Consider the following 21,006-nt stretch of genomic DNA (forward strand, 5'->3'; position numbering starts at 1 on the left):
TAGGAGCTGCCGAAGGCTGCGATCTTTTGCTTTTATAAGGGGTCAGACGCGAGAAGCGAACAGCGCCTGATGATCGCGGCACTGCTCGGCTGTCAGCATGAACACCCCATGCCCACCGCGCTCGAACTCCAGCCAGGCGAAATCGACTTCCGGGTACAACGCCTCGACGTGAACCTGGCTGTTACCCACCTCGACGATCAACAAACCTTTCTCGGTCAGATGATCCGCCGCTTCGGCGAGCATGCGGCGCACCAGATTCAAACCGTCGTCGCCACAGGCCAGGCCCAGCTCGGGTTCGTGTTGATATTCGTCCGGCATGTCGGCGAAATCTTCCGCATCGACGTAAGGCGGGTTCGACACGATCAGGTCGAAACGTTGCCCTGGCAAACCATCGAAACCATCGCCCTGAACGGTGAACACGCGCTCGTCGACACCGTGGCGCTCGATGTTCTGGTTAGCCACTTCCAATGCTTCGAACGACAGGTCAGCCAAAACCACTTCGGCGTTCTGGAACTCATAGGCACAGGCAATACCGATGCAACCGGAACCGGTGCACAAGTCGAGAATGCGCGCAGGTTCGGCGCCCAGCCACGGCTCGAAACGCTTTTCGATCAGCTCGCCAATCGGCGAACGCGGGATCAGTACGCGTTCGTCGACGATGAACGACAAGCCACAGAACCAGGCCTCGCCCAGCAGGTAAGCGGTCGGAATGCGCTCTTCGATACGGCGCTTGAGCAAGTTTTGCAAATGGGCCAGTTCGTCGTCTTCCAGACGGCAGTCCAGATAGCTGTCGGCGATTTCCCACGGCAAGTGCAACGCGCCCAATACCAGTTGGCGGGCTTCGTCCCAGGCGTTGTCGGTCCCATGGCCGAAAAACAGATCCTCCCCATGGAAGCGGCTGACGGCCCAACGGATATGGTCACGCAGGGTACGAAGTCGGGAAGTGGTCACGGGATAAACTCCAGAAAAAACGACTGGCGATTCTAACAGCCAAACGGCGCCACGACGACGCAGGAAAAACACCGTATCAGATGTAGGACTCTTCTATTTTTTCAGCGAGCTATTGAACAGAACGAGTATCTTGACAAGGCTGCGAGCCAGCAACGGCGGTGCCTACGATGGTAGCGATTCACAGAAGCGCTCAGCCAGAGGAGAATGTCGCAAAAGCCCCACCCGAAGGAGCCCCAGAATGTCCGTTCCAAAAACGATGTTTCAACTCAGCGGCCGTGGTTACGCAGCGGCCAATCTGGGTCATGCGACCCTAGTCATCATCGATGCCCAGAAAGAATACCTCAGTGGTCCGCTGGCCCTGAGCGGCATGGATGCTGCCGTCGCGAACATCAAACACCTGCTGGCCGCTGCCCGTGCAGCCGGTCGGCCAATCGTGCATGTGCGTCACCTCGGCACCGTCGGTGGGCTGTTCGATCCCCAGGGCGAACGCGGTGAGTTCATCCCGGGCCTGGAGCCACAGGGCGACGAAACCGTCATCGGCAAATTGCTGCCAAGCGCGTTTCACGGCACCGAACTGTACGATCGCCTGCAACAACTGGGCTCGCTCGACCTGATCGTTTGCGGTTTCATGAGTCACTCCAGCGTCAGCACCACCGTGCGTGCGGCGAAGAACCTGGGCTTTCGCTGCACCCTGGTGGAAGACGCCTGCGCGACGCGGGATTTGCCTTGCAAGGGCGGGATCCTCAGCGCCGAACACGTTCAGCAGACCGAAATGGCGATCATGGCGGACAACTTCGCCACCCTCGCCCTGACCCGCGATCTGATCTGATCTGATCGACCGTCGATGAGCGGCCCATACCGCCGCTCATCCGCAAAAGCCTCTCATTTGCCGTAATTGCCCTAGCCTCAGGAACATCCCGGTCAACTCCCGGTCGAAGGGCCGATACCCATTGAGGAAGGTCGGAATGAAGTTATCCGATGGTTTTGATGCACGCCGCTTGCGGCCCAAGGGCCAACGCAACTGGCGATTTCGCTTCGGCGCAGCGTTCGCTGCCCTGCTGGCGATGTGCGGCGTATTGCTGGCGATGGCCGGCGCGGCCAGCCTGCTGGGGCGGCCACCGGCGTTGGGCGAGTTGAATGCCAGCCCGCTGGGCTCGTCGATCATTCTGGCGGTGGGCGTGTTCGTGCTGTACCTCGGCGTGTTGCTATGGCGCCGCTGCCGTCGCCGTTCGCGCCAGTCGCGAGAACTGAACATAGCCCCGCACCTGATGAAAAAACACGACTGAATCAAAGGCCCGGCGTTTTGACGGGCCTCAATTGTTATGGATAGCGCTCCGACTTGGGTAAACTGCCCCCCTTCGCGGAGGCTGACATGCAAGACGACGATTTTTCCCTGTTCAAAAGCGCGATCCAAGGCGTCAAGCCGATCAAGCACGATCGCGCCGAAACCGGCAAACCCAAGGCCGACCGCGCGCAAATCGCCAAGCTGCGCCAGGCCGCCACTGTGCGCACCGATGCGACCACCGTTGACGGGCTGTCCGATCAGTTTGTGATTGATGTCGGCCCGGAAGACGAGCTGATGTGGGCGCGTGACGGTGTTCAGGAAAGCCAGATGCGCAAGCTCAAGATCGGACAGATTCCGTTCGAAGGCAGCCTTGACCTGCATGGCATGAACGTGGAAAAGGCCCGTGAAACCCTCTGGGCGTTTCTGGCCGAAGCAACTAAATTCGAAATCCGCTGCGTGCGCGTCACCCACGGCAAAGCCGTGCGTCTGGACGGCAAGCGGCCGATGATCAAGAGTCACGTCAACACTTGGCTGCGTCAGCATCCACAGGTGCTCGGCTTCACCTCGTGCCAGCCGAAACACGGCGGCGCTGGAGCGGTTTACGTGATGCTTAAACGAACCATGATGGAAGGTCGTGACGAGTAAAGCTGTCGCTTCACGCTTGCAGCGCCGTGTTTGCCACCGTACCCTTGCCCTTTGCGTAAAATCCCACAGGTAGTTTCATGTCCCTGGAACAGAATTACACCGCGATTCTCGGCCAATTGGGCGAGGACGTGTCCCGCGAGGGCCTGCTCGACACGCCAAAACGTGCCGCCAAAGCCATGCAGTACCTCTGCCGCGGTTATGAACAGACGCTGGAAGAGGTCACCAACGGTGCCTTGTTCAGCTCCGACAACAGCGAGATGGTGCTGGTCAAGGACATCGAGCTCTACTCGTTGTGCGAGCATCACCTGCTGCCGTTCATCGGCAAGGCGCACGTTGCCTACATCCCGAGCGGCAAGGTACTGGGACTGTCGAAAGTCGCGCGGATCGTCGATATGTACGCCCGCCGCCTGCAGATCCAGGAAAACCTCAGCCGCCAGATCGCCGACGCGGTCCAGCAAGTCACCGGCGCCCTGGGCGTGGCGGTGGTGATCGAGGCCAAGCACATGTGCATGATGATGCGCGGTGTGGAGAAACAGAATTCGACGATGATCACCTCGGTGATGCTCGGTGAGTTCCGCGAAAACGCCGCCACCCGCAGCGAGTTTCTCAGCCTGATCAAGTAATTCGCAGCACGAAGAAAACCGGCACTGATCGCCGGTTTTTTTTCGCCTGCGAAAAATCAGGTAAGCTGCGCGCCTTCTGTTTGCCCTGAGAGACTTATACCGTGTTCGTCAAAGCGCTTCGTATCGGCCTCGGCCAACTGATCATCTTCATCGACTTCATCACCCGTCCAGGTAAGAAGCAGCGCCCCGCCGCCGCTCAGGCCCAAGTGGAAGCGGCCGCCAAGGACCTGACGCTGTATCAGTTCCACGCCTGCCCGTTCTGCGTGAAAACCCGCCGCACCCTGCGTCGCCTGAACGTTCCGGTGGCCTTGCGCGATGCCAAGAACAACGAACAGGATCGCCAGGCCCTGCTGGAGCAAGGCGGCAAGATCAAGGTGCCGTGCCTGCGCATCGAAGAAAATGGCCAGACCACCTGGATGTATGAGTCCAAGGTGATCATTGATTATCTGGATAAGCGGTTTGCTGCGGTCTGACGCCTCTGTTGCACCGGTGTAAACACCGCAAAATCCAGACAAAAATAAACCGGCCGATTGGCCGGTTTATTCGTTTCTGCACCCTCTCCCACCAACAGCCTCAGGCCGCTTCTGCCGCCAGGGCCTGACGCACCACCGCCGCCAATCGCTTGAGCCCTTCGTCCAGCCTTGCCGGGTCAATGTGGCTGAAATTCAGCCGCAGATGGCCGGGGTTGTTATCCGGCTCAGGGAAAAACGGTTCGCCCGGCATGAACGCCACATCTGCTGCCAGCGCCGCTTTGAGCAGCGTGCGGGTATCCAGCGGCTGCTTGAGCGTCAGCCAGAAAAACAGCCCACCCTGCGGCACGTTCCAATCCGCCAGATCGGAAAAATGCCTTTCCAGTGCTGACTGGAACGCATCCCGACGAACCCGGTAGAAGTCCCGCAACTCGCCCAGGTGCTGCTGGTACTTTTCAGTACCGATCCATTGCAGCGCTTGCCACTGCCCGATGCGGTTGGTGTGCAGATCGGCCGATTGCTTGAGCCGTAGCAAATGCGGGAACAGGTCCGGACTGGCAATCAAGTAACCAACCCGCAGGCCCGGCAACAGGGTTTTCGACACGGTGCCGGTGTAGATCCAGCTGGCCTTGGTCAAGCGGCTGACGATCGGCGTGGCGCTGCCGCCGTCGAAGGTCAGTTCGCGGTAGGGTTCGTCTTCGATCAGGGTCACGCCAAATTCATCGAGCAACGCTGCCACCGCGTCGCGCTTGGCTTCGCTGTAACGCACCGCCGACGGATTCTGAAACGTCGGGATCAGGTAGATGAACGCTGGCTTGTGTTGTTCCAGACGGCTGCGCAGTTGCGCCAGGTTCGGGCCATCGGCCTCCAGCGGGACGGTGATGCAGTCGGCGCCAAACAGCTGGAAAATCTGCAACGCCGCCAGGTAGGTCGGCGCCTCGAGCAGAATTTCGGTGCCTTTGTCGATGTGGAGCTTGGCCGCCAGATCGAGGGTTTGTTGCGAACCGCTGACCACCAGCACCTGACTCGCTTCGCACGGCACGCCCAACGCCCGGGCTTCGGCCGCCAACGCTTCACGCAACGCCGGCTCGCCTTCGCTCATGCCGTATTGGCCCATGGACAGCGGCATGTCCGCCCACTCGACTTTCGGCAGCATGGCTTCGGCTGGCAAACCGCCGGCGAACGACATCACTTCCGGACGCTGGGCGGCGGCGAGGATTTCACGGATCAAAGAACTTTTAAGGCGCGAGACACGTTCGGAAAAAGCCATGGGGGTCACCGGTAGCGAGGCCTGAGGAAAATGAGTCAAACTGATTGACCGAAATTACGACAGACCGAGCGGATACGTCAACATGCTTGACCTTAAAAACCCCACCACCCAGCAACAAGCCATGGAAGCGTTTTTCTTCGGCTATCAGGCCTTCACCGCCAAGGCTGATGAAATGCTCGAGCGTCGCGGCTTGAGCCGGGTGCATCAGCGCATCGTGTTTTTCATCGCGCGTTATCCGAACCTGAGCGTCAAGGAGTTGCTGGCGTTGCTCGGCGTGACCAAGCAGGCGCTGAACATTCCGCTGCGGCAGTTGGTGGAAATGCACTTGGTGAACAGCGTCGCGTCCCAGACCGACAAGCGTAAGCGGCTGCTGGAACTGACCGTGGAAGGCGCGCGGTTCGAGCAGTCGTTGCGGCGCGAGCAGGTGAAATTGCTCGAGCGGGTGTTTGCCGAGGCTGGGGAGACGGCGGTGAATGGGTGGTTGGCGGTGAATCTGGCGCTGGGGGAAGTAACCAGAGTTGACCGGGACGACACCTGACTGTGGCGAGGGAGCTTGCTCCCGTTCGGCTGCGCAGCAGTCGCAAAGAACGATAACGCCAGTACGCCTGAAAAATTGCCACCGCCTGAGTCGGGCCGCTGCGCGCCCCAGCGGGAGCAAGCTCCCTCGCCACAAAAAACTCGCTACACATCACATTTCATATCTATATACCCCGCCTGCCATTTTTTTCGTCTACAAAATCAAAAACATTATTTGCTTTATTTGTATACAAAAGCATAATTCGCTTCGTGCGAGTTCCTGACCATCAGGTCAACAAATTCGCAAGTACCTCAAAGGGTCGCTGCCACCCTCATGGGTCCGGCCCTGGAAATAACAATAAAACTCTTGAGGAGTACTCGCTGTGGAAAGCCGCAAATCCGAAGCCTCGACGCTGGAACTCTCGCCGCCGTTACGCAATGGCTGGCTGGAGCGCATCTTCAAACTCAGCTTGCACGGCACCACGGTGAAGACCGAGCTGATCGCCGGTCTGACAACCTTCATCACCATGGCCTACATCATCTTCGTCAACCCCAACATCATGGCCGACGCCGGGATCGATCACGGTGCCGCGTTCGTGGCCACCTGCATCGCCGCCGCGCTGGGTTGCCTGTTGATGGGCCTGTACGCCAACTGGCCGGTGGGCCTGGCGCCGGGCATGGGCCTGAACGCGTTCTTCACCTACACCGTGGTCGGCACCATGGGCTACAACTGGGAAACCGCCCTCGGCGCGGTGTTCGTGTCCGGTGTGTTGTTCATGTTCCTGACCTTTTCCCGGATTCGCGAATGGCTGCTCAATAGCATTCCGGTGAGCCTGCGCTTTGCCATGGGCGCTGGTGTGGGGCTGTTTCTGGGGCTGATTGGCCTGAAAACCGCGGGTATCGTCGTCGATAGCCCGGCCACCCTGATCAAGCTCGGCTCCCTGCGCGAGCCCGGCCCGCTGCTGGCTGCCATCTGCTTCCTGATGATCGCCGTGCTCAGCTACCACAAAGTGTTCGGCGCGATCCTCATCAGCATCATCACCGTGACCCTCGCCGGCTGGGGCCTGGGCCTGGTGCACTACGAGGGCATCATGTCGGCCCCGCCAAGCCTGGCACCGACCTGGATGGCCATGAACATCGCCGGCGTGTTCAACGTCAGTATGATCAGCGTGGTGCTGGCCTTCCTCTTTGTGCACATGTTCGACACCGCCGGCACCTTGATGGGCGTCGCCCAGCGCGCCAACCTGGTGAACGCAGACGGCCGGATCGAAAACCTGTCCCGCGCCATGAAAGCCGACAGCGCCTCCAGCGTTTTCGGGGCGGTGGTGGGTGTTCCGCCGGTCACCAGTTACGTGGAAAGTGCCGCTGGCGTAGCAGCGGGTGGTCGGACTGGTCTTACCGCCGTGACCGTAGGTGTGCTATTTATTGCCGCAATGTTTTTCGCACCGCTGGCTGGCATGATCCCCGCTTATGCAACCGCCGGTGCGCTGATTTATGTAGCGATGCTGATGATGGGCGGCATGGCGCACATCGAATGGGACGAAGCGACCGACAGCATTCCGGCGATCGTCACCGCGATCATGATGCCCCTGACCTTCTCGGTCGCCGACGGCATCGCGCTGGGCTTCATCACCTACGTGGCGCTGAAGGCCGGCACCGGTAAGTACAAGGAAATTTCGGTGAGCCTGTGGGTGCTCTGCGCGATCTTCATCGCCAAGTTCATCTTCTTGTAAGCGTCACGCGGTACGCGTTTCAAACCAGCCTCACCCCGTCGGGTGGGGCTTTTGTGCATAGGGAGGAAAGTGATGAGTCTGGAAACCTGGCTGCTGTTCAGCGGCGCTGCGCTGGTGGTAATCCTGATACCGGGGCCACTGTCTTTGCTGATGATCAGCAACAGTCTGAATTACGGTTTGCGCCGTTCTTACCCGGCGTTTCTCGGGGGCGTGTTTGCCTCGATCTGCTTGCTCAGCGCTTCGGCGCTCGGCCTGGGTGCATTGCTGCTGGCGTCGGAACAGCTGTTCAGCACCCTGAAAATCGTCGGTGCGCTGTATCTGTTCTACCTCGCCTGGCAGAGCTGGCAGCAATCACGCCAACCCTCCCAGGGCGCTGAAGTGCCCCAGGCTGCGCCGGTGCCGCGCTTTCGTGCACTGTTCGGGCGCGCATTCATGCTCGGCGCCAGCAACCCGAAAGACATTTTGTTCTTTGCCGCGTTCCTGCCGCAGTTTTTGAGTGCCGAACAACCGTTCCTGCCGCAGTTGCTGGTGATGATTGCCACCTGGACCGTGCTGGATCTGCTGTGCAAGCTGGCTTATGGGCTGGGGGCTCATGGTGCTGCGCGGTATCTGCGCAGTGGCAAGGGGCAGAGCTGGTTTAACCGGGTCAGTGCCGGGTTGTTCAGCGGGGCTGGTGCGGCGTCATTGTTGAGCCGTTGAGTAAAAGCAAGATCAAAGGATCGCAGCCTTCGGCAGCTCCTACGCGCCTGTGGGCGCCGCCGAAGGCTGCGATCTTTTGACTTTTCTACAAGCAAAAAAAAGCCCGCAGTGTGAGCGGGCAAAAGACCAAAGAAGCTATATGCGCAGGATTTTTGGGGGGAAAGTCCTAGCTTCCTCTATAGGTCGAATAGCTATACGGCGAAATCAGCAACGGCACGTGGTAGTGATCCTGTTCGGCAGAGATGCCGAACCGCAGCACCACCACGTCGAGGAACGCAGGCTCAGGCAACTGAACGCCACGGGCGCGGTAGTAATCGCCCGCATGAAATTGCAACTGATAGACCCCGGTACGGTAGTCATCGCCTTGCAGCAGCGGCGCATCGACCCGGCCGTCGCTGTTGGTGAGCACCGTGGCGACCAGTTCCAGCTGCGAGCTTTCGACGCGGTACAGCTCGACCTTGATCGAACTGCCCGGGCAACCGTGTGCAGCGTCCAAAACGTGTGTAGTCAAACGTCCCATTGATTCTGCGCGCCTGCCTGCGTGGAGCAGTCAGACCTCGCGCCTCCCGAAGTCAGTTGAAAAGGAGACCGCACCGTTCCGGAGCACGAAAAGTTGCGGCGAGCGACTGATTAAGACATTTTTCAAAAAAATTGTACACAATAAAAACGACATTTTTACTGCCACCAATGGCATTCATGGTTTGCAGGCGAATCTTGCGCCAAACCATAAGATCAGTGGACCTTCTATCCATTAGCTGACCAGTCAGGCAGGTTTCTTGCAGTACCCTCCAATGAGAGCAGTCAGTGAAAAATGCAAAAAATCAGGCTTACAAAGTGAATATAAAGTTGTATACAATCACTCCATCGCTGTGACGCCAGCCTGCCCTCTCATCGCCAGGCTGCCACACACACCCTGACTTTGAACAAGTCGACACGAACAAGAAGGAAGACTGCAGTGAGCGCTGACTACCCACGCGACCTGATCGGTTACGGCAGTAACCCTCCTCACCCACACTGGCCGGGCAATGCCCGCATCGCCCTGTCCTTTGTGCTCAACTACGAGGAAGGTGGCGAGCGCAATATCCTTCACGGCGATAAAGAGTCCGAAGCCTTCCTCTCGGAAATGGTCTCGGCGCAGCCGCTGCAAGGCGAGCGCAACATGAGCATGGAATCCCTTTACGAGTATGGCAGCCGTGCCGGCGTCTGGCGGATTCTGAAACTGTTCAAGGAATTCGACATCCCGCTGACCATCTTCGCCGTGGCCATGGCCGCCCAGCGTCACCCGGACGTGATCCGCGCGATGGTCGAGGCCGGCCACGAGATCTGCAGCCACGGCTATCGCTGGATCGACTACCAATACATGGACGAAGCGCAGGAACGCGAGCACATGCTCGAAGCGATCCGCATCCTCACCGAAATCACCGGTGAGCGCCCGCTGGGCTGGTACACCGGCCGCACCGGCCCGAACACCCGTCGACTGGTGATGGAAGAAGGCGGTTTCCTCTACGACTGCGACACCTACGACGACGACCTGCCCTACTGGGAACCGAACAACCCGACCGGCAAGCCGCACTTGGTGATCCCGTACACCCTGGACACCAACGACATGCGCTTCACCCAGGTCCAGGGCTTCAACAAGGGCGATGACTTTTTCGAATACCTGAAAGACGCTTTCGACGTGCTGTATGCCGAAGGCGCCGAGGCACCGAAGATGTTGTCGATCGGCCTGCACTGCCGGCTGATCGGCCGCCCGGCGCGTCTGGCCTCGCTCAAGCGCTTTATCGAATACGCTAAAAGTCATGAACAGGTGTGGTTCAGCCGCCGCGTCGACATCGCTCGCCACTGGCAGCAAACCCATCCGTATCAAGGGGCTGCCAAATGAGCCACTTCCAGACACTGAAGCCATCGACCCTGAGCCGCGACGCGTTTGTCGCCGCCTTCGCCGACATCTACGAACACTCGCCATGGGTGGCCGAGAAGGCCTTCGACCTGGGCCAGGACGCTTCGATCGACCAGATCGAAACCCTGCACCAGCGCATGAGCGACATCCTGTTGAGCGCCGATCACGCCAGCCAACTGGCCCTGATCAACGCGCACCCGGACCTGGCCGGCAAAGCTGCCGTCCAGGGCCAACTGACCGAAGCCAGCACCCATGAACAAGCTGGCGCCGGTATTCACCAATGCACGGCCGAAGAGTTTGAGCGCTTCACCGAGCTGAACGACGCCTACAAGGCCAAGTTCAAGTTTCCCTTCATCATGGCGGTAAAAGGCAGCAACCGGCATCAGATCCTCGCGGCGTTCGAAACGCGCATTCACAACCCGGTCGACACCGAATTCAAATGCGCGCTGGCGGAGATCAACAAGATCGCGTTGTTCCGATTACTGACCCTATAGCAAGCCTGGCCCGACGTTGACGAACGCAAAAAACGCCCCGGGCCCTGCAAGCATCCCAAGCCAACTTATTTAAAGGCAGACAAGAAGAATGAAAGCTTACGCCGTACCTTTCGAGAAGTTCGTCAACCTGGCCGACGCCCGTCTGGGCACCAAAATCATCTCGGTCACCGATGACTGGTTCGCAGACGCCAACCGTCTGTTCCAGCCGACCCCGGCCGTGTGGAAGGAGGGCGTGTTCGATGACAACGGCAAGTGGATGGACGGCTGGGAGTCGCGCCGCAAGCGCTTCGAAGGCTACGACAGCGCGGTGATCCGTCTGGGCGTACCGGGTTCGATCAAAGGCGTGGACATCGACACTTCATTCTTCACCGGCAACTACCCGCCATCGGCCTCCCTGGAAGCCTGCTTCCTGGCCTCGGGCGAGCCGGACGAAAACACCCAGTGGACTGAAGTACTGTCGGCCGTCGAGCTGCAGGGCAACAGCCACCACTACCACGAAATCAATAACGACCAGGCGTTCAGCCACCTGCGCTTCAACATCTATCCGGATGGTGGCGTGGCCCGTCTGCGCGTGTACGGCATCCCGTTCCGCGACTGGTCGGCCGTTGGCGACAACGAACAAGTCGACCTGGCTGCAGCCCTGAACGGCGGTCGCGCCCTCGCCTGCTCCGACGAACACTTCGGCCGCATGAGCAACATCCTCAACCCGGGCCGTGGCATCAACATGGGCGATGGCTGGGAAACCGCACGTCGTCGTACCCCGGGCAATGACTGGGTGATCGTCGCGCTGGGTCATGCGGGTGAAGTCGAGAAAGTCATCGTCGACACCCTGCACTTCAAGGGCAACTACCCGGACAGCTGCTCGATCCAGGGCGCATTCGTGAAGGGCGGTACCGACAGCCAGATCGAAACCCAATCGCTGTTCTGGCGCGAACTGCTGCCAAGCCAGAAGCTGGAAATGCACGCCGAACACACCTTCGCCGAGCAGATCAAGGCGCTGGGCCCGATCACCCACATCCGCCTGAACGTGTTCCCGGATGGTGGTGTGAGCCGCCTGCGCGTTTTGGGCAAGGTCGCTAAATAAGGTTGAACCCTGTGGCGAGGGAGCTTGCTCCCGCTGGAGTGCGTAGCGCTCCCATCTTTCTTGGGGCCGCTTCGCAGCCCAGCGGGAGCAAGCTCCCTCGCCACAAAAGCAGAATAAACAACACAGAATTTTGGATAAGAAGACCAGCATGCGCACATTGACGATTGAACCGCTGACCAAAGAAGCCTTCGCCCCTTTCGGTGACGTGATCGAAACCGACGGCAGCGATCACTTCATGATCAACAACGGTTCGACCATGCGCTTCCACAAACTGGCGACGGTGGAAACCGCCACGCCAGAGGACAAGGCGATCATCAGCATCTTCCGCGCCGACGCGCAGGACATGCCGCTGACCGTGCGCATGCTGGAGCGTCATCCGCTGGGCAGCCAGGCGTTCATTCCGCTGCTCGGCAACCCCTTTCTGATCGTGGTCGCGCCACTTGGCGATGCACCTGTATCAGGCTTGGTCCGCGCCTTCGTCACCAACGGCAGGCAGGGCATTAATTACCATCGCGGCGTCTGGCACCACCCGGTGCTGACGATCGAAAAGCGGGATGACTTCCTGGTGGTTGATCGCAGTGGCACAGGCAATAACTGCGATGAGCATTTTTTCCAAGAGGATGAGTGTTTGATCCTCGCCCCCCACCAATAAGAGAAGGTCTGATCACTCGACAACAAGGGTGACAGGCGAGAGGTAAAGACTGTGGAAGCACATCTGTTGGAATGGCTGAACCTGAGCGTGCGCTGGGTTCACATGATCACTGGCGTGGCCTGGATCGGCGCGTCGTTCTATTTCGTCTGGCTGGAAAACAACCTCAATCGGGTCAACCCGAAAAACGGGCTGGCGGGCGATTTGTGGGCGATCCATGGCGGCGGTATCTACCACCTGGAAAAATACAAACTGGCTCCACCGACCATGCCGGACAACCTGCACTGGTTCAAATGGGAAGCCTATTTCACCTGGCTGTCGGGGATCGCACTGCTGTGCGTAGTGTTCTACTCCAACCCGACGCTGTACCTGCTGGCTCCGGGCAGCACCCTGAGCGGCCCTGAAGGCGTGGCCATCGGCCTCGGCTCGTTGTTCATCAGCTGGTTCATCTACTCCTTCCTCTGCGACTCGGCCCTGGGCAAACGCCCTGCCCTGCTAGGCGCAATCCTGTTCGTGCTGATCATCGGCGCCGCCTACGGCTTCAGCAAAGTGTTCAGCGGTCGTGGTGCTTACCTGCACGTCGGCGCGATCATCGGCACCATCATGGTCGGCAACGTGTTCCGCATCATCATGCCAGCCCAGCGCGCCCTGGTCGCAGCGATCGCCGAAAACCGCACGCCCGATCCGGCGCTGCCGGCCAAAGGTTTGCTGCGTTCGCGGCACAACAACTACTTCACCTTGCCGGTGCTGTTCATCATGATCAGCAACCACTTCCCGAGCACGTACGGCAGCCAGTACAACTGGCTGATCCTGGCCGGGATCGCGGTGCTGGCGGTGTTGGTGCGTCACTACTTCAACACCCGTCACGACAGCCACAAATTCGCCTGGACCCTGCCCGTTGCGGCGGTCGGCATGATTTGCCTGGCCTACGTGACCGGCCCGGCGCCGATGTCCAGCGCACCTGAAGTGGCCAAGGCTCCTGGGACCATCGAGTACCAGCCGCTGCCGGAAACCGCCCTGGGCGGTGGTGCCAAACCTGAAGCGGCGAAACCTGATGCGCCCGCCGCTGCACCGGCCCAAGCCTCGAATCAGGGCCCGACGTTCGACAAGGTTCACAGCGTCATTCAGGAACGTTGCGCGGTCTGTCACTCGGCCAAACCCACCAGCCCGCTGTTCAGTGCCGCACCGGCCGGCGTGATGTTCGATACGCCAGAACAGATCCACCAAAACGCCGCTCGCATCCAGGCTCAAGCGGTCACCAGCCAGATCATGCCACTGGGCAACATCACCCAGATGACCCAGCAGGAACGTGACCTGATCGGCGCGTGGATTGTTCAGGGAGCTCCGACCAAGTAAGTAATAAGCCATTGTGGAGATAGGGTTTGTGTGGCGAGGGGGCTTGTCGGCGCGCCGCACCGCCCCGTTCGACCGCGAAGCGGTCGCAAAACCTGCAGATGCGGTCCTCTAGATAGAACGCGATTGTTGGGTTTGGGGGCTGCTTCGCAGCCCAACGGGGGCAAGCCCCCTCGCCACAGCAAGCTCCCTCGCCACAGGTCCCCCTGATACAAAAATCACAAGAATAAAAAAGATCCGAGGTGTTGCATGTCCGAGCTATCCGAAGCGCGCATCCCCGACGCACCCGCTATTCAACGTTTACCCCTTGTGCAACTGATTCTGGTCGGTCTGCAACACGTTCTGCTGATGTACGGCGGCGCCATTGCAGTGCCGCTGATCATCGGGCAGGCCGCCGGCCTGAACCGTGAAGAAATCGCCTTCCTGATCAACGCCGACCTGCTGGTTGCCGGCATCGCCACCATCGTCCAGTCGCTGGGCATCGGCCCGATGGGCATCCGCATGCCGGTGATGATGGGCGCCAGTTTCGCCGCGGTCGGCAGCATGGTGGCCATGGCCGGGATGCCCGGCATCGGCCTGCAAGGGATTTTCGGCGCGACCATCGCCGCCGGCTTCTTCGGCATGCTCATCGCACCGTTCATGTCCAAGGTCGTACGCTTCTTCCCGCCGCTGGTGACCGGCACCGTCATCACCTCAATCGGTTTGTCGCTGTTCCCCGTCGCCGTGAACTGGGCCGGTGGCGGTGCTGGCGCGGCTCAATTCGGTTCGCCTGTCTACCTGGCCGTTGCCGCATTGGTGCTGTCCACCATTCTGTTGGTCCATCGCTTCATGGCCGGATTCTGGGTCAACATTTCGGTGCTGATCGGCATGTGCCTGGGTTACGCGATTTGCGGCGTGATCGGCATGGTCGACCTCAGCGGCATGGACCAGGCGCCGTGGCTGCAAATCGTCACCCCGCTGCATTTCGGCATGCCGAAATTCGAACTCGCACCGATTCTGTCCATGTGCCTGGTGGTAGTAATCATCTTCGTCGAGTCCACCGGGATGTTCCTGGCGCTGGGCAAAATCACCGGCCAGGACGTCACGCCGCGGATGCTGCGTCGCGGCTTGCTGTGCGATGCCGGCGCTTCGTTTTTCGCCGGTTTCTTCAACACCTTCACCCACTCCTCATTCGCTCAGAACATCGGCCTGGTGCAGATGACCGGCGTGCGTTGCCGCTCGGTGACCATCGTCGCCGGCGGCTTACTGATCGTGCTGAGCCTGCTGCCGAAAGCCGCGTTCCTGGTGGCGTCGATTCCGCCGGCGGTACTGGGCGGTGCGGCAATCGCGATGTTCGGCATGGTCGCCGCCACCGGGATCAAGATTCTTCAGGAAGCCGACATCGGTGACCGGCGCAACCAGTTGCTGGTGGCGGTGAGCATCGGCATGGGGCTGATCCCGGTGGTGCGTCCGGAGTTTTTCGCGCACCTGCCGATGTGGATGAGCCCGATCACCCACAGCGGCATCGCCATGGCCACGCTTAGCGCCCTGGCATTGAACCTGTTGTTCAACATCCTCGGCGGTCACGAACGCGCAGCCGTCAACGACTGCCACGCCCACACGCACTAATCGAACCTGTGAAGGCGCTCCCTGTGGCGAGGGGGCTTGCCCCCGCTCGGCTGCGAAGCAGTCGCAAAACCTGCTGACAAGGTATGGCTGGGGAAATACCGGGGCCGCTTCGCGCCCCAACGGGGGCAAGCCCCCTCGCCACAAAACAATAAAAACAAGAGGGAGCAACAGATGATTCGTACCCCGACAAGCCTGTCGTTCAGCGACGCCGGGCTGACCGCCCATAACTGTGCCCCACACCTGTCGCCAGTGCTCTGTTGCGGGGCACTTGAGACCTGGCCAAGGAGTCAGTATTCTCCGCGGCCGCCCGAATCCGGTCTAAAAAAAAGCCCGGATTTAATTCCTGACCAGAAAGCCAACTTACCCCGGCTCTGGGCAGTATCAAGGCATTCAAAAATAACGCTCGATCGACTGTTTTCGAACAGCCGAACGGGCGTTCTTTGGCTTTTTGAAAGCCTTGGCTCAGCTCTTGCTAACAGCACCAAAGCTGACCGCATGGATGATTTTTTACAGCAGCAAGAAAAGGCGCCACACCAGAGCGCCGACCTTAGAAAAATAACGTGGAACCACCTACTTTTTGGGAGCAACCGAATGAAACGTACGTGCACCAGCCTGATGCTCGCGGGATCCTTGCTGGCCGGGGGCCAGGCCATGGCCGGCGACTTGCTGCAATGGCAGAACAACAGCCTGACCTACCTCTATGGCAAGGACTTCCAGGTCAACCCGCGCATTCAGCAAACCGTCACTTTCGAGCACGCCGATGCATGGAAATACGGCGACAACTTCGTGTTCGTCGACAAGATTTTCTACAACGGCAAGGACGACCCCGGCGTCGGTTCGAACACCTACTACGGCGAAATCAGCCCACGCTTGTCGTTTGGCAAGATCTTCGACCAGAAACTGGAGTTCGGCCCGGTCAAGGACGTGCTGCTGGCCATGACGTACGAGTTCGGTGAAGGCGATACCGAGTCTTACCTGATCGGTCCTGGTTTCGACCTGGCGATTCCTGGCTTCGACTACTTCCAGCTGAACTTCTACCAGCGTCACACCGAAGGCAGCCGCCCGGGTGACAACGTCTGGCAGATCACCCCAGTCTGGTCCTACACCATTCCGGTGGGCGATTCGAACATCCTGATCGATGGCTTCATGGACTGGGTGGTCGACAACGACCAGAACAGCAAAGGCACCTACCACGCCAACCTGCACTTCAACCCGCAGATCAAATACGACTTGGGCAAAGCGCTGAACATTGGCGAGAAGCAGTTGTATGTGGGTGTCGAGTACGACTATTGGTCGGACAAGTACGGGATCAGGGACAGCCAGTACTTCAAGACCGATCAGAGCAACACGAGCTTCCTGGTGAAGTTCCACTTCTGATTTAAAGTCAAAAGATCGCAGGCTTCGCCAGCTTCTACGGACGTGCGCATCCGGGGTAGGAGCTGCCGCAGGCTGCGATCTTTTGCTTTATGGCAACCCCAGAAACCGACACAACTCATCGCGCTTGGCCAACGCATCGCGCCGTCCCAGATCGATCAATTCGCTGCAATACCCCGCCTCGAACAGCAGATAACTCAGCACCCCCGCCCCGCTGGTCTTGGTCGCCCCCGGCCCGCGTAAAAACAGGCGCAAGGCTGCCGGCAGTTCCTGGCGATGCCGCGCGGCAATTTCATCGATTGGCTGACTCGGTGAAATCACCAACACATCCACTGGCGCCGCTCCCAATGCACGACTCGCGATGCCATCGGGCAGCAGATGGCTGAACTGGTTCAGACGCTGCAACAACTCGATGTCACTTTCCAGGCTGTCAATGAACGTACTATTGAGCAGGTGCCCACCGACTTGCGCCAGGGTCGGCTGCTGACCGGTGTAGGCACGTTGCAGTGGTTGTTGCGGATCGATCCCGCGCGGGTTGCCGCTGACGCCCACCACCAGCACGCGACTGGCGCCCAGGTGCAGCGCCGGGCTGATCGGTGCCGATTGACGCACCGCGCCATCGCCGAAATATTCTTCGCCGATCTTTACCGGTGCGAACAGCAATGGAATCGCGGAACTGGCCAGCAGATGGTCGACAGTCAGCTGGGTCGGTACGCCGATCCGCCGATGGCGCAACCAGGATTCGATGGTGCCGCCGCCCTGATAAAACGTGACGGCCTGACCGGACTCGTAGCCGAACGCTGTAACCGCTACGGCCCGCAATTGCTTTTGTGCAATCGCTTCGGCGATCCCGGGCATGTGCAGTTTGTGATTGAGCAAGCGGCGCAGCGGCGAACTGTTAAGCAGGGCCACCGGCACCGGCGAGCCAATGCCCATCAGGTTGTGACTGATAAAGCGAGTGGCCTGATGGATCACCCCCGGCCAGTCGCTACGCAACACCAGATGGCTGCGAAAACTTTGCCAGAAGGCCGTCAGACGCTCGATCGCGCCACGAAAATCCATCGCCCCACTGGCCAGGCTGACCGCATTGATCGCACCGGCCGAGGTGCCGACGATCACCGGAAACGGATTCGCCGCCCCCATTGGCAGCAGCTCGGCAATCGCCGCCAGCACGCCTACCTGATAGGCCGCGCGAGCCCCACCGCCGGAAAGAATCAACCCTGTAACCGGTTCAGCAGGACTCATTGCAACACTCCATGGTGCTTAAAGGGATCGGTGACTCAACCGCGTTTGGCGTACAGTTTCGGCTCGCCCGGTGGGCGGCTCTTGAAGCGGCGATGCGCCCAGAGATATTGCTCCGGACATTCGCGCAACGCACCTTCCACCCATTGGTTGATCCGAATGCAATCGGCCTCTTCCGTCTCGCCGGGAAAGCCTTCGAGCGGGGCATGAATCACCAGTCGATAACCGCTGCCGTCAGCCAGGCGCTCCTGGGTGAACGGCACCACCAGCGCCTTGCCCAGCCGTGCGAACTTGCTGGTGGCGGTGACGGTCGCCGCCTGAATCCCGAACAGCGGCACGAAGATACTTTGCTTGGCGCCGTAGTCCTGATCCGGTGCGTACCAGATCGCTCGCCCTGCGCGCAGCAGTTTGAGCATGCCACGCACGTCGTCGCGCTCCACCGCCAGCGAGTCGAGGTTATGCCGCTCGCGGCCACGGCGCTGGATGAAGTCGAACAGCGGATTCTTGTGTTCGCGGTACATGCCATCAATGGTGTGTTGCTGACCGAGCAACGCTGCGCCGATCTCCAGCGTGGTGAAGTGCACAGCCATCAGAATCACGCCCTTGCCTTGCGTCTGAGCCTGTTTCAAATGCTCATGGCCTTCGACATGGGCCAGTTTCGCCAGACGCTTGCGCGACCACCACCAGCTCATGGCCATCTCGAAGAAGGCGATGCCGGTGGACGCGAAGTTTTCCTTGAGCAGGCGTTTGCGCTCGGCAGCGGACTTTTCAGGGAAACACAGCTCAAGATTGCGCTTGGCAATGCGCCGTCGGTCGCCGGCCACTCGGTACATCAATGCGCCCAGGGCGCGACCAATCGCCAGCAACGCCGGATACGGCAACTGCACAATCAGCCACAACAGCCCCAGGCCACACCACAGCGGCCAGAAACGCGGAGAAAGAAATGCTGTTCGAAATCGCGGGCGTTCCATTAAAGGTTCCGGAAAGTTAATGGCCGCGCATTCTACATCGTTCGACCCGGCTTGCGGCCTGCGGGCGTTCTCGTTATAAGTCTCGGCACTTTTAGTGACAAGCCGTTGTATGCCGACCATGAGCCAAACCGAACCGCTAGACCAAGATCCCGTGTTCCAGTTGAAGGGCAGCATGCTGGCCATTACGGTGCTGGAACTGGCCCGTAACGACCTCGAGAACCTTGATCGGCAACTGGCCGCCAAGGTCGCCCAGGCGCCCAACTTCTTCAGTAACGCGCCGCTGGTACTGGCCCTGGACAAACTCCCGGCCAGCGAAGGCTCGGTCGACCTGCCGGGATTGATGCGCATCTGCCGCCAGCATGGCCTGCGCACCCTGGCGATCCGTGCCAGCCGCATCGAAGACATCGCAGCGGCCATTGCGGTCGATCTGCCAGTGCTGCCGCCGTCCGGCGCGCGGGAACGCCCGCTCGACCCGCTCGAAGGCGTCGTAGCGAAAAAACCCGAAAAACCACCGGAGCCGACCATCAAACCGACAAAAATCATCACGTCGCCAGTACGTGGTGGCCAGCAGATTTATGCCCAGGGCAGCGATCTGGTGGTGATTTCGTCGGTCAGCCCGGGGGCGGAACTTCTCGCCGACGGCAACATCCATGTATACGGCGCGATGCGCGGTCGTGTGTTGGCCGGCGTCAAAGGTGATACGAAAGCCAGGATTTTCTGTCAGCAAATGACCGCTGAACTGGTCTCCATCGCCGGTCACTACAAGGTTTCCGAGGACCTGCGCCGCGATCCATTGTGGGGCGCCGGAGTACAAGTCAGCCTGTCGGGTGACGTGTTGAACATCATTCGGCTTTAACGGATACTGCCGCATTTTCCAAGCATCTCTAAAACGTAGCGAAAACGGCTCAAACGAAGTAGGAAAAAGGCTAAAAGCAGTGTTTACCGGGGGTAGACACCGCTCAAAACCGGATTCCAGCCAAGGCTGTCCGACTGCAGTAGTTTTTCAAGAGATGTTTTTCAGGGGCTAAACGTCCTTTTTCCTTAGGGGTAAAACACCTTGGCCAAGATTCTCGTGGTTACATCCGGCAAGGGTGGTGTGGGTAAGACCACCACCAGCGCCGCTATCGGTACCGGCCTCGCTCTGCGTGGTCACAAAACAGTTATCGTCGACTTCGACGTCGGCTTGCGTAACCTCGACCTGATCATGGGTTGCGAGCGCCGCGTGGTGTATGACTTCGTCAACGTGGTAAACGGCGAAGCCAACCTGCAACAGGCCCTGATCAAAGACAAGCGCCTGGAAAACCTCTACGTGCTGGCCGCCAGTCAGACCCGCGACAAAGACGCGCTGACCCAGGAAGGCGTAGAAAAAGTCCTGATGCAGTTGAAAGAAGACTTCGAATTCGTGGTCTGCGACTCCCCGGCCGGTATCGAGAAAGGTGCCCACCTGGCCATGTACTTCGCTGATGAAGCGATCGTCGTGACCAACCCGGAAGTCTCCTCCGTACGTGACTCGGACCGCATGCTGGGCCTGCTGGCCAGCAAGTCCCGTCGCGCCGAAAACGGCGAAGACCCGATCAAGGAACACCTGCTGCTGACCCGCTACAACCCTACTCGCGTCAGCAACGGCGAAATGCTCGGCGTCGAAGACGTCAAGGAAATCCTCGCGGTGACCCTGCTGGGCGTGATTCCAGAATCGCAAGCCGTCCTCAAGGCCTCCAACCAGGGCGTGCCGGTGATTCTCGACGACCAGAGCGACGCCGGCCAGGCGTACAGCGATGCGGTCGATCGTCTGTTGGGCAAGACCGTGGACCATCGTTTCCTCGATGTCGAGAAGAAGGGATTCTTCGAGCGACTTTTTGGAGGTAGGTAATGAACCTTTTTGACTTCTTTCGTGCCAACAAAAAGCCAAGTACCGCCTCGGTAGCGAAAGAGCGTCTACAGATCATCGTGGCGCATGAACGCGGCCAACGCAGTACGCCGGACTACTTGCCAGCCTTGCAGAAGGAACTGGTGGAAGTGATCCGCAAGTACGTCAATATCGGGTCCGATGACGTGCACGTCGCTCTGGAAAACCAGGGCAGCTGCTCGATTCTGGAACTCAATATCACCCTGCCCGATCGCTGAGTCGATCCGGCGGGA

23 protein-coding genes are annotated in these 21,006 nt (G+C 59.6%); 18 read left to right on the forward strand and 5 right to left on the reverse strand.

Annotated features, from left to right (window positions below; genetic code table 11):
- Positions 1-42 precede the first annotated feature (42 nt).
- Positions 43-951 (reverse strand): 50S ribosomal protein L3 N(5)-glutamine methyltransferase, encoded by a 909-nt coding sequence (gene prmB / locus ACEN9A_RS20785; RefSeq protein ID WP_258670292.1) that lies wholly within the window; start codon positions 949-951, stop codon positions 43-45.
- A gap of 238 nt (positions 952-1,189) precedes the next feature.
- On the opposite strand from prmB, the gene ACEN9A_RS20790 reads away from it, so the two are divergent.
- The 5 genes from ACEN9A_RS20790 (at position 1,190) to ACEN9A_RS20810 (ending at position 3,977) form a co-directional block, all read left to right on the forward strand.
- On the forward strand, positions 1,190-1,780 hold the full coding sequence (locus tag ACEN9A_RS20790) for a cysteine hydrolase family protein (protein ID WP_007940817.1): 591 nt from the start codon (positions 1,190-1,192) through the stop codon (positions 1,778-1,780).
- 136 nt (positions 1,781-1,916) lie between these two features.
- Complete coding sequence (locus ACEN9A_RS20795) at positions 1,917-2,237, forward strand: hypothetical protein (protein WP_019579704.1); 321 nt, start codon at positions 1,917-1,919, stop codon at positions 2,235-2,237.
- A gap of 86 nt (positions 2,238-2,323) precedes the next feature.
- Positions 2,324-2,881: a Smr/MutS family protein gene (locus ACEN9A_RS20800; protein ID WP_008005647.1), complete on the forward strand. Its 558-nt coding sequence runs from the start codon at positions 2,324-2,326 to the stop codon at positions 2,879-2,881.
- Between the two features lie 77 nt (positions 2,882-2,958).
- Positions 2,959-3,504, forward strand: a complete 546-nt coding sequence (gene folE, locus ACEN9A_RS20805) for a GTP cyclohydrolase I FolE (protein ID WP_007988130.1) — start codon at positions 2,959-2,961, stop codon at positions 3,502-3,504.
- A 101-nt stretch (positions 3,505-3,605) separates the two neighbouring features.
- A complete protein-coding gene (locus ACEN9A_RS20810; protein WP_258670296.1) occupies positions 3,606-3,977 on the forward strand; it encodes a glutathione S-transferase N-terminal domain-containing protein in 372 nt (123 codons plus the stop codon).
- A 100-nt stretch (positions 3,978-4,077) separates the two neighbouring features.
- On the opposite strand, the gene ACEN9A_RS20815 is transcribed toward ACEN9A_RS20810, so the two are convergent.
- Positions 4,078-5,244, reverse strand: coding sequence for an aminotransferase-like domain-containing protein (locus tag ACEN9A_RS20815; RefSeq protein WP_258670298.1), 1,167 nt, complete (start codon positions 5,242-5,244; stop codon positions 4,078-4,080).
- A gap of 82 nt (positions 5,245-5,326) precedes the next feature.
- Between ACEN9A_RS20815 and ACEN9A_RS20820 the strand changes: the two genes are divergently transcribed.
- The 3 genes from ACEN9A_RS20820 (at position 5,327) to ACEN9A_RS20830 (ending at position 8,192) form a co-directional block, all read left to right on the forward strand.
- Positions 5,327-5,782 carry a MarR family winged helix-turn-helix transcriptional regulator gene (locus tag ACEN9A_RS20820; RefSeq protein ID WP_019648217.1) on the forward strand — a complete coding sequence of 152 codons (456 nt, stop codon included), beginning with the start codon at positions 5,327-5,329 and terminating at the stop codon, positions 5,780-5,782.
- A gap of 361 nt (positions 5,783-6,143) precedes the next feature.
- Positions 6,144-7,493, forward strand: a complete 1,350-nt coding sequence (locus tag ACEN9A_RS20825) for an NCS2 family permease (protein WP_019648216.1) — start codon at positions 6,144-6,146, stop codon at positions 7,491-7,493.
- 72 nt (positions 7,494-7,565) lie between these two features.
- Entirely contained in the window at positions 7,566-8,192 is a 627-nt protein-coding gene (locus ACEN9A_RS20830) for a LysE family translocator (RefSeq protein WP_258670303.1), read from the forward strand.
- Positions 8,193-8,358: 166 nt separating this feature from the next.
- Here the strand turns inward: ACEN9A_RS20830 and uraH are convergent, their stop codons facing one another.
- Positions 8,359-8,712, reverse strand: coding sequence for a hydroxyisourate hydrolase (gene uraH / locus ACEN9A_RS20835; protein WP_019648215.1), 354 nt, complete (start codon positions 8,710-8,712; stop codon positions 8,359-8,361).
- Positions 8,713-9,147: 435 nt separating this feature from the next.
- On the opposite strand from uraH, the gene puuE reads away from it, so the two are divergent.
- The 7 genes from puuE to ACEN9A_RS20870 all read left to right on the forward strand — a co-directional run bounded on the left by puuE (position 9,148) and on the right by ACEN9A_RS20870 (position 16,657).
- Entirely contained in the window at positions 9,148-10,074 is a 927-nt protein-coding gene (puuE, locus tag ACEN9A_RS20840; protein ID WP_007940832.1) for an allantoinase PuuE, read from the forward strand.
- Positions 10,071-10,586: a 2-oxo-4-hydroxy-4-carboxy-5-ureidoimidazoline decarboxylase gene (gene uraD, locus ACEN9A_RS20845; protein ID WP_258670307.1), complete on the forward strand. Its 516-nt coding sequence runs from the start codon at positions 10,071-10,073 to the stop codon at positions 10,584-10,586. The genes puuE and uraD overlap by 4 nt, the downstream gene beginning before the upstream one ends.
- Before the next feature lie 88 nt (positions 10,587-10,674).
- Positions 10,675-11,670, forward strand: a complete 996-nt coding sequence (alc, locus tag ACEN9A_RS20850) for an allantoicase (protein WP_007940834.1) — start codon at positions 10,675-10,677, stop codon at positions 11,668-11,670.
- Positions 11,671-11,818: 148 nt separating this feature from the next.
- Positions 11,819-12,322 (forward strand): ureidoglycolate lyase, encoded by a 504-nt coding sequence (locus ACEN9A_RS20855; protein WP_018925187.1) that lies wholly within the window; start codon positions 11,819-11,821, stop codon positions 12,320-12,322.
- A gap of 51 nt (positions 12,323-12,373) precedes the next feature.
- A complete protein-coding gene (locus tag ACEN9A_RS20860; RefSeq protein ID WP_258670311.1) occupies positions 12,374-13,675 on the forward strand; it encodes a urate hydroxylase PuuD in 1,302 nt (433 codons plus the stop codon).
- Positions 13,676-13,921: 246 nt separating this feature from the next.
- Positions 13,922-15,280: a nucleobase:cation symporter-2 family protein gene (locus tag ACEN9A_RS20865; RefSeq protein ID WP_258670312.1), complete on the forward strand. Its 1,359-nt coding sequence runs from the start codon at positions 13,922-13,924 to the stop codon at positions 15,278-15,280.
- Positions 15,281-15,871: 591 nt separating this feature from the next.
- On the forward strand, positions 15,872-16,657 hold the full coding sequence (locus tag ACEN9A_RS20870; RefSeq protein ID WP_258670316.1) for an outer membrane protein OmpK: 786 nt from the start codon (positions 15,872-15,874) through the stop codon (positions 16,655-16,657).
- An 87-nt stretch (positions 16,658-16,744) separates the two neighbouring features.
- On the opposite strand, the gene ACEN9A_RS20875 is transcribed toward ACEN9A_RS20870, so the two are convergent.
- Both ACEN9A_RS20875 and ACEN9A_RS20880 read right to left on the reverse strand, forming a co-directional pair.
- On the reverse strand, positions 16,745-17,899 hold the full coding sequence (locus ACEN9A_RS20875; protein WP_258670319.1) for a patatin-like phospholipase family protein: 1,155 nt from the start codon (positions 17,897-17,899) through the stop codon (positions 16,745-16,747).
- A gap of 35 nt (positions 17,900-17,934) precedes the next feature.
- Positions 17,935-18,867 (reverse strand): lipid A biosynthesis lauroyl acyltransferase, encoded by a 933-nt coding sequence (locus tag ACEN9A_RS20880; protein ID WP_258670322.1) that lies wholly within the window; start codon positions 18,865-18,867, stop codon positions 17,935-17,937.
- 118 nt (positions 18,868-18,985) lie between these two features.
- On the opposite strand from ACEN9A_RS20880, the gene minC reads away from it, so the two are divergent.
- From minC to minE, 3 genes are all read left to right on the forward strand, one after another.
- A complete protein-coding gene (gene minC, locus ACEN9A_RS20885; RefSeq protein WP_026331736.1) occupies positions 18,986-19,723 on the forward strand; it encodes a septum site-determining protein MinC in 738 nt (245 codons plus the stop codon).
- A gap of 201 nt (positions 19,724-19,924) precedes the next feature.
- Entirely contained in the window at positions 19,925-20,737 is an 813-nt protein-coding gene (minD, locus tag ACEN9A_RS20890) for a septum site-determining protein MinD (RefSeq protein ID WP_253420511.1), read from the forward strand.
- Positions 20,737-20,991 (forward strand): cell division topological specificity factor MinE, encoded by a 255-nt coding sequence (minE, locus tag ACEN9A_RS20895; RefSeq protein ID WP_007940845.1) that lies wholly within the window; start codon positions 20,737-20,739, stop codon positions 20,989-20,991. Before minD ends, minE begins: the two co-directional genes overlap by 1 nt.
- Positions 20,992-21,006: the final 15 nt, after the last annotated feature.

Source organism: Pseudomonas sp. Pseusp18 (genome assembly GCF_059506005.1).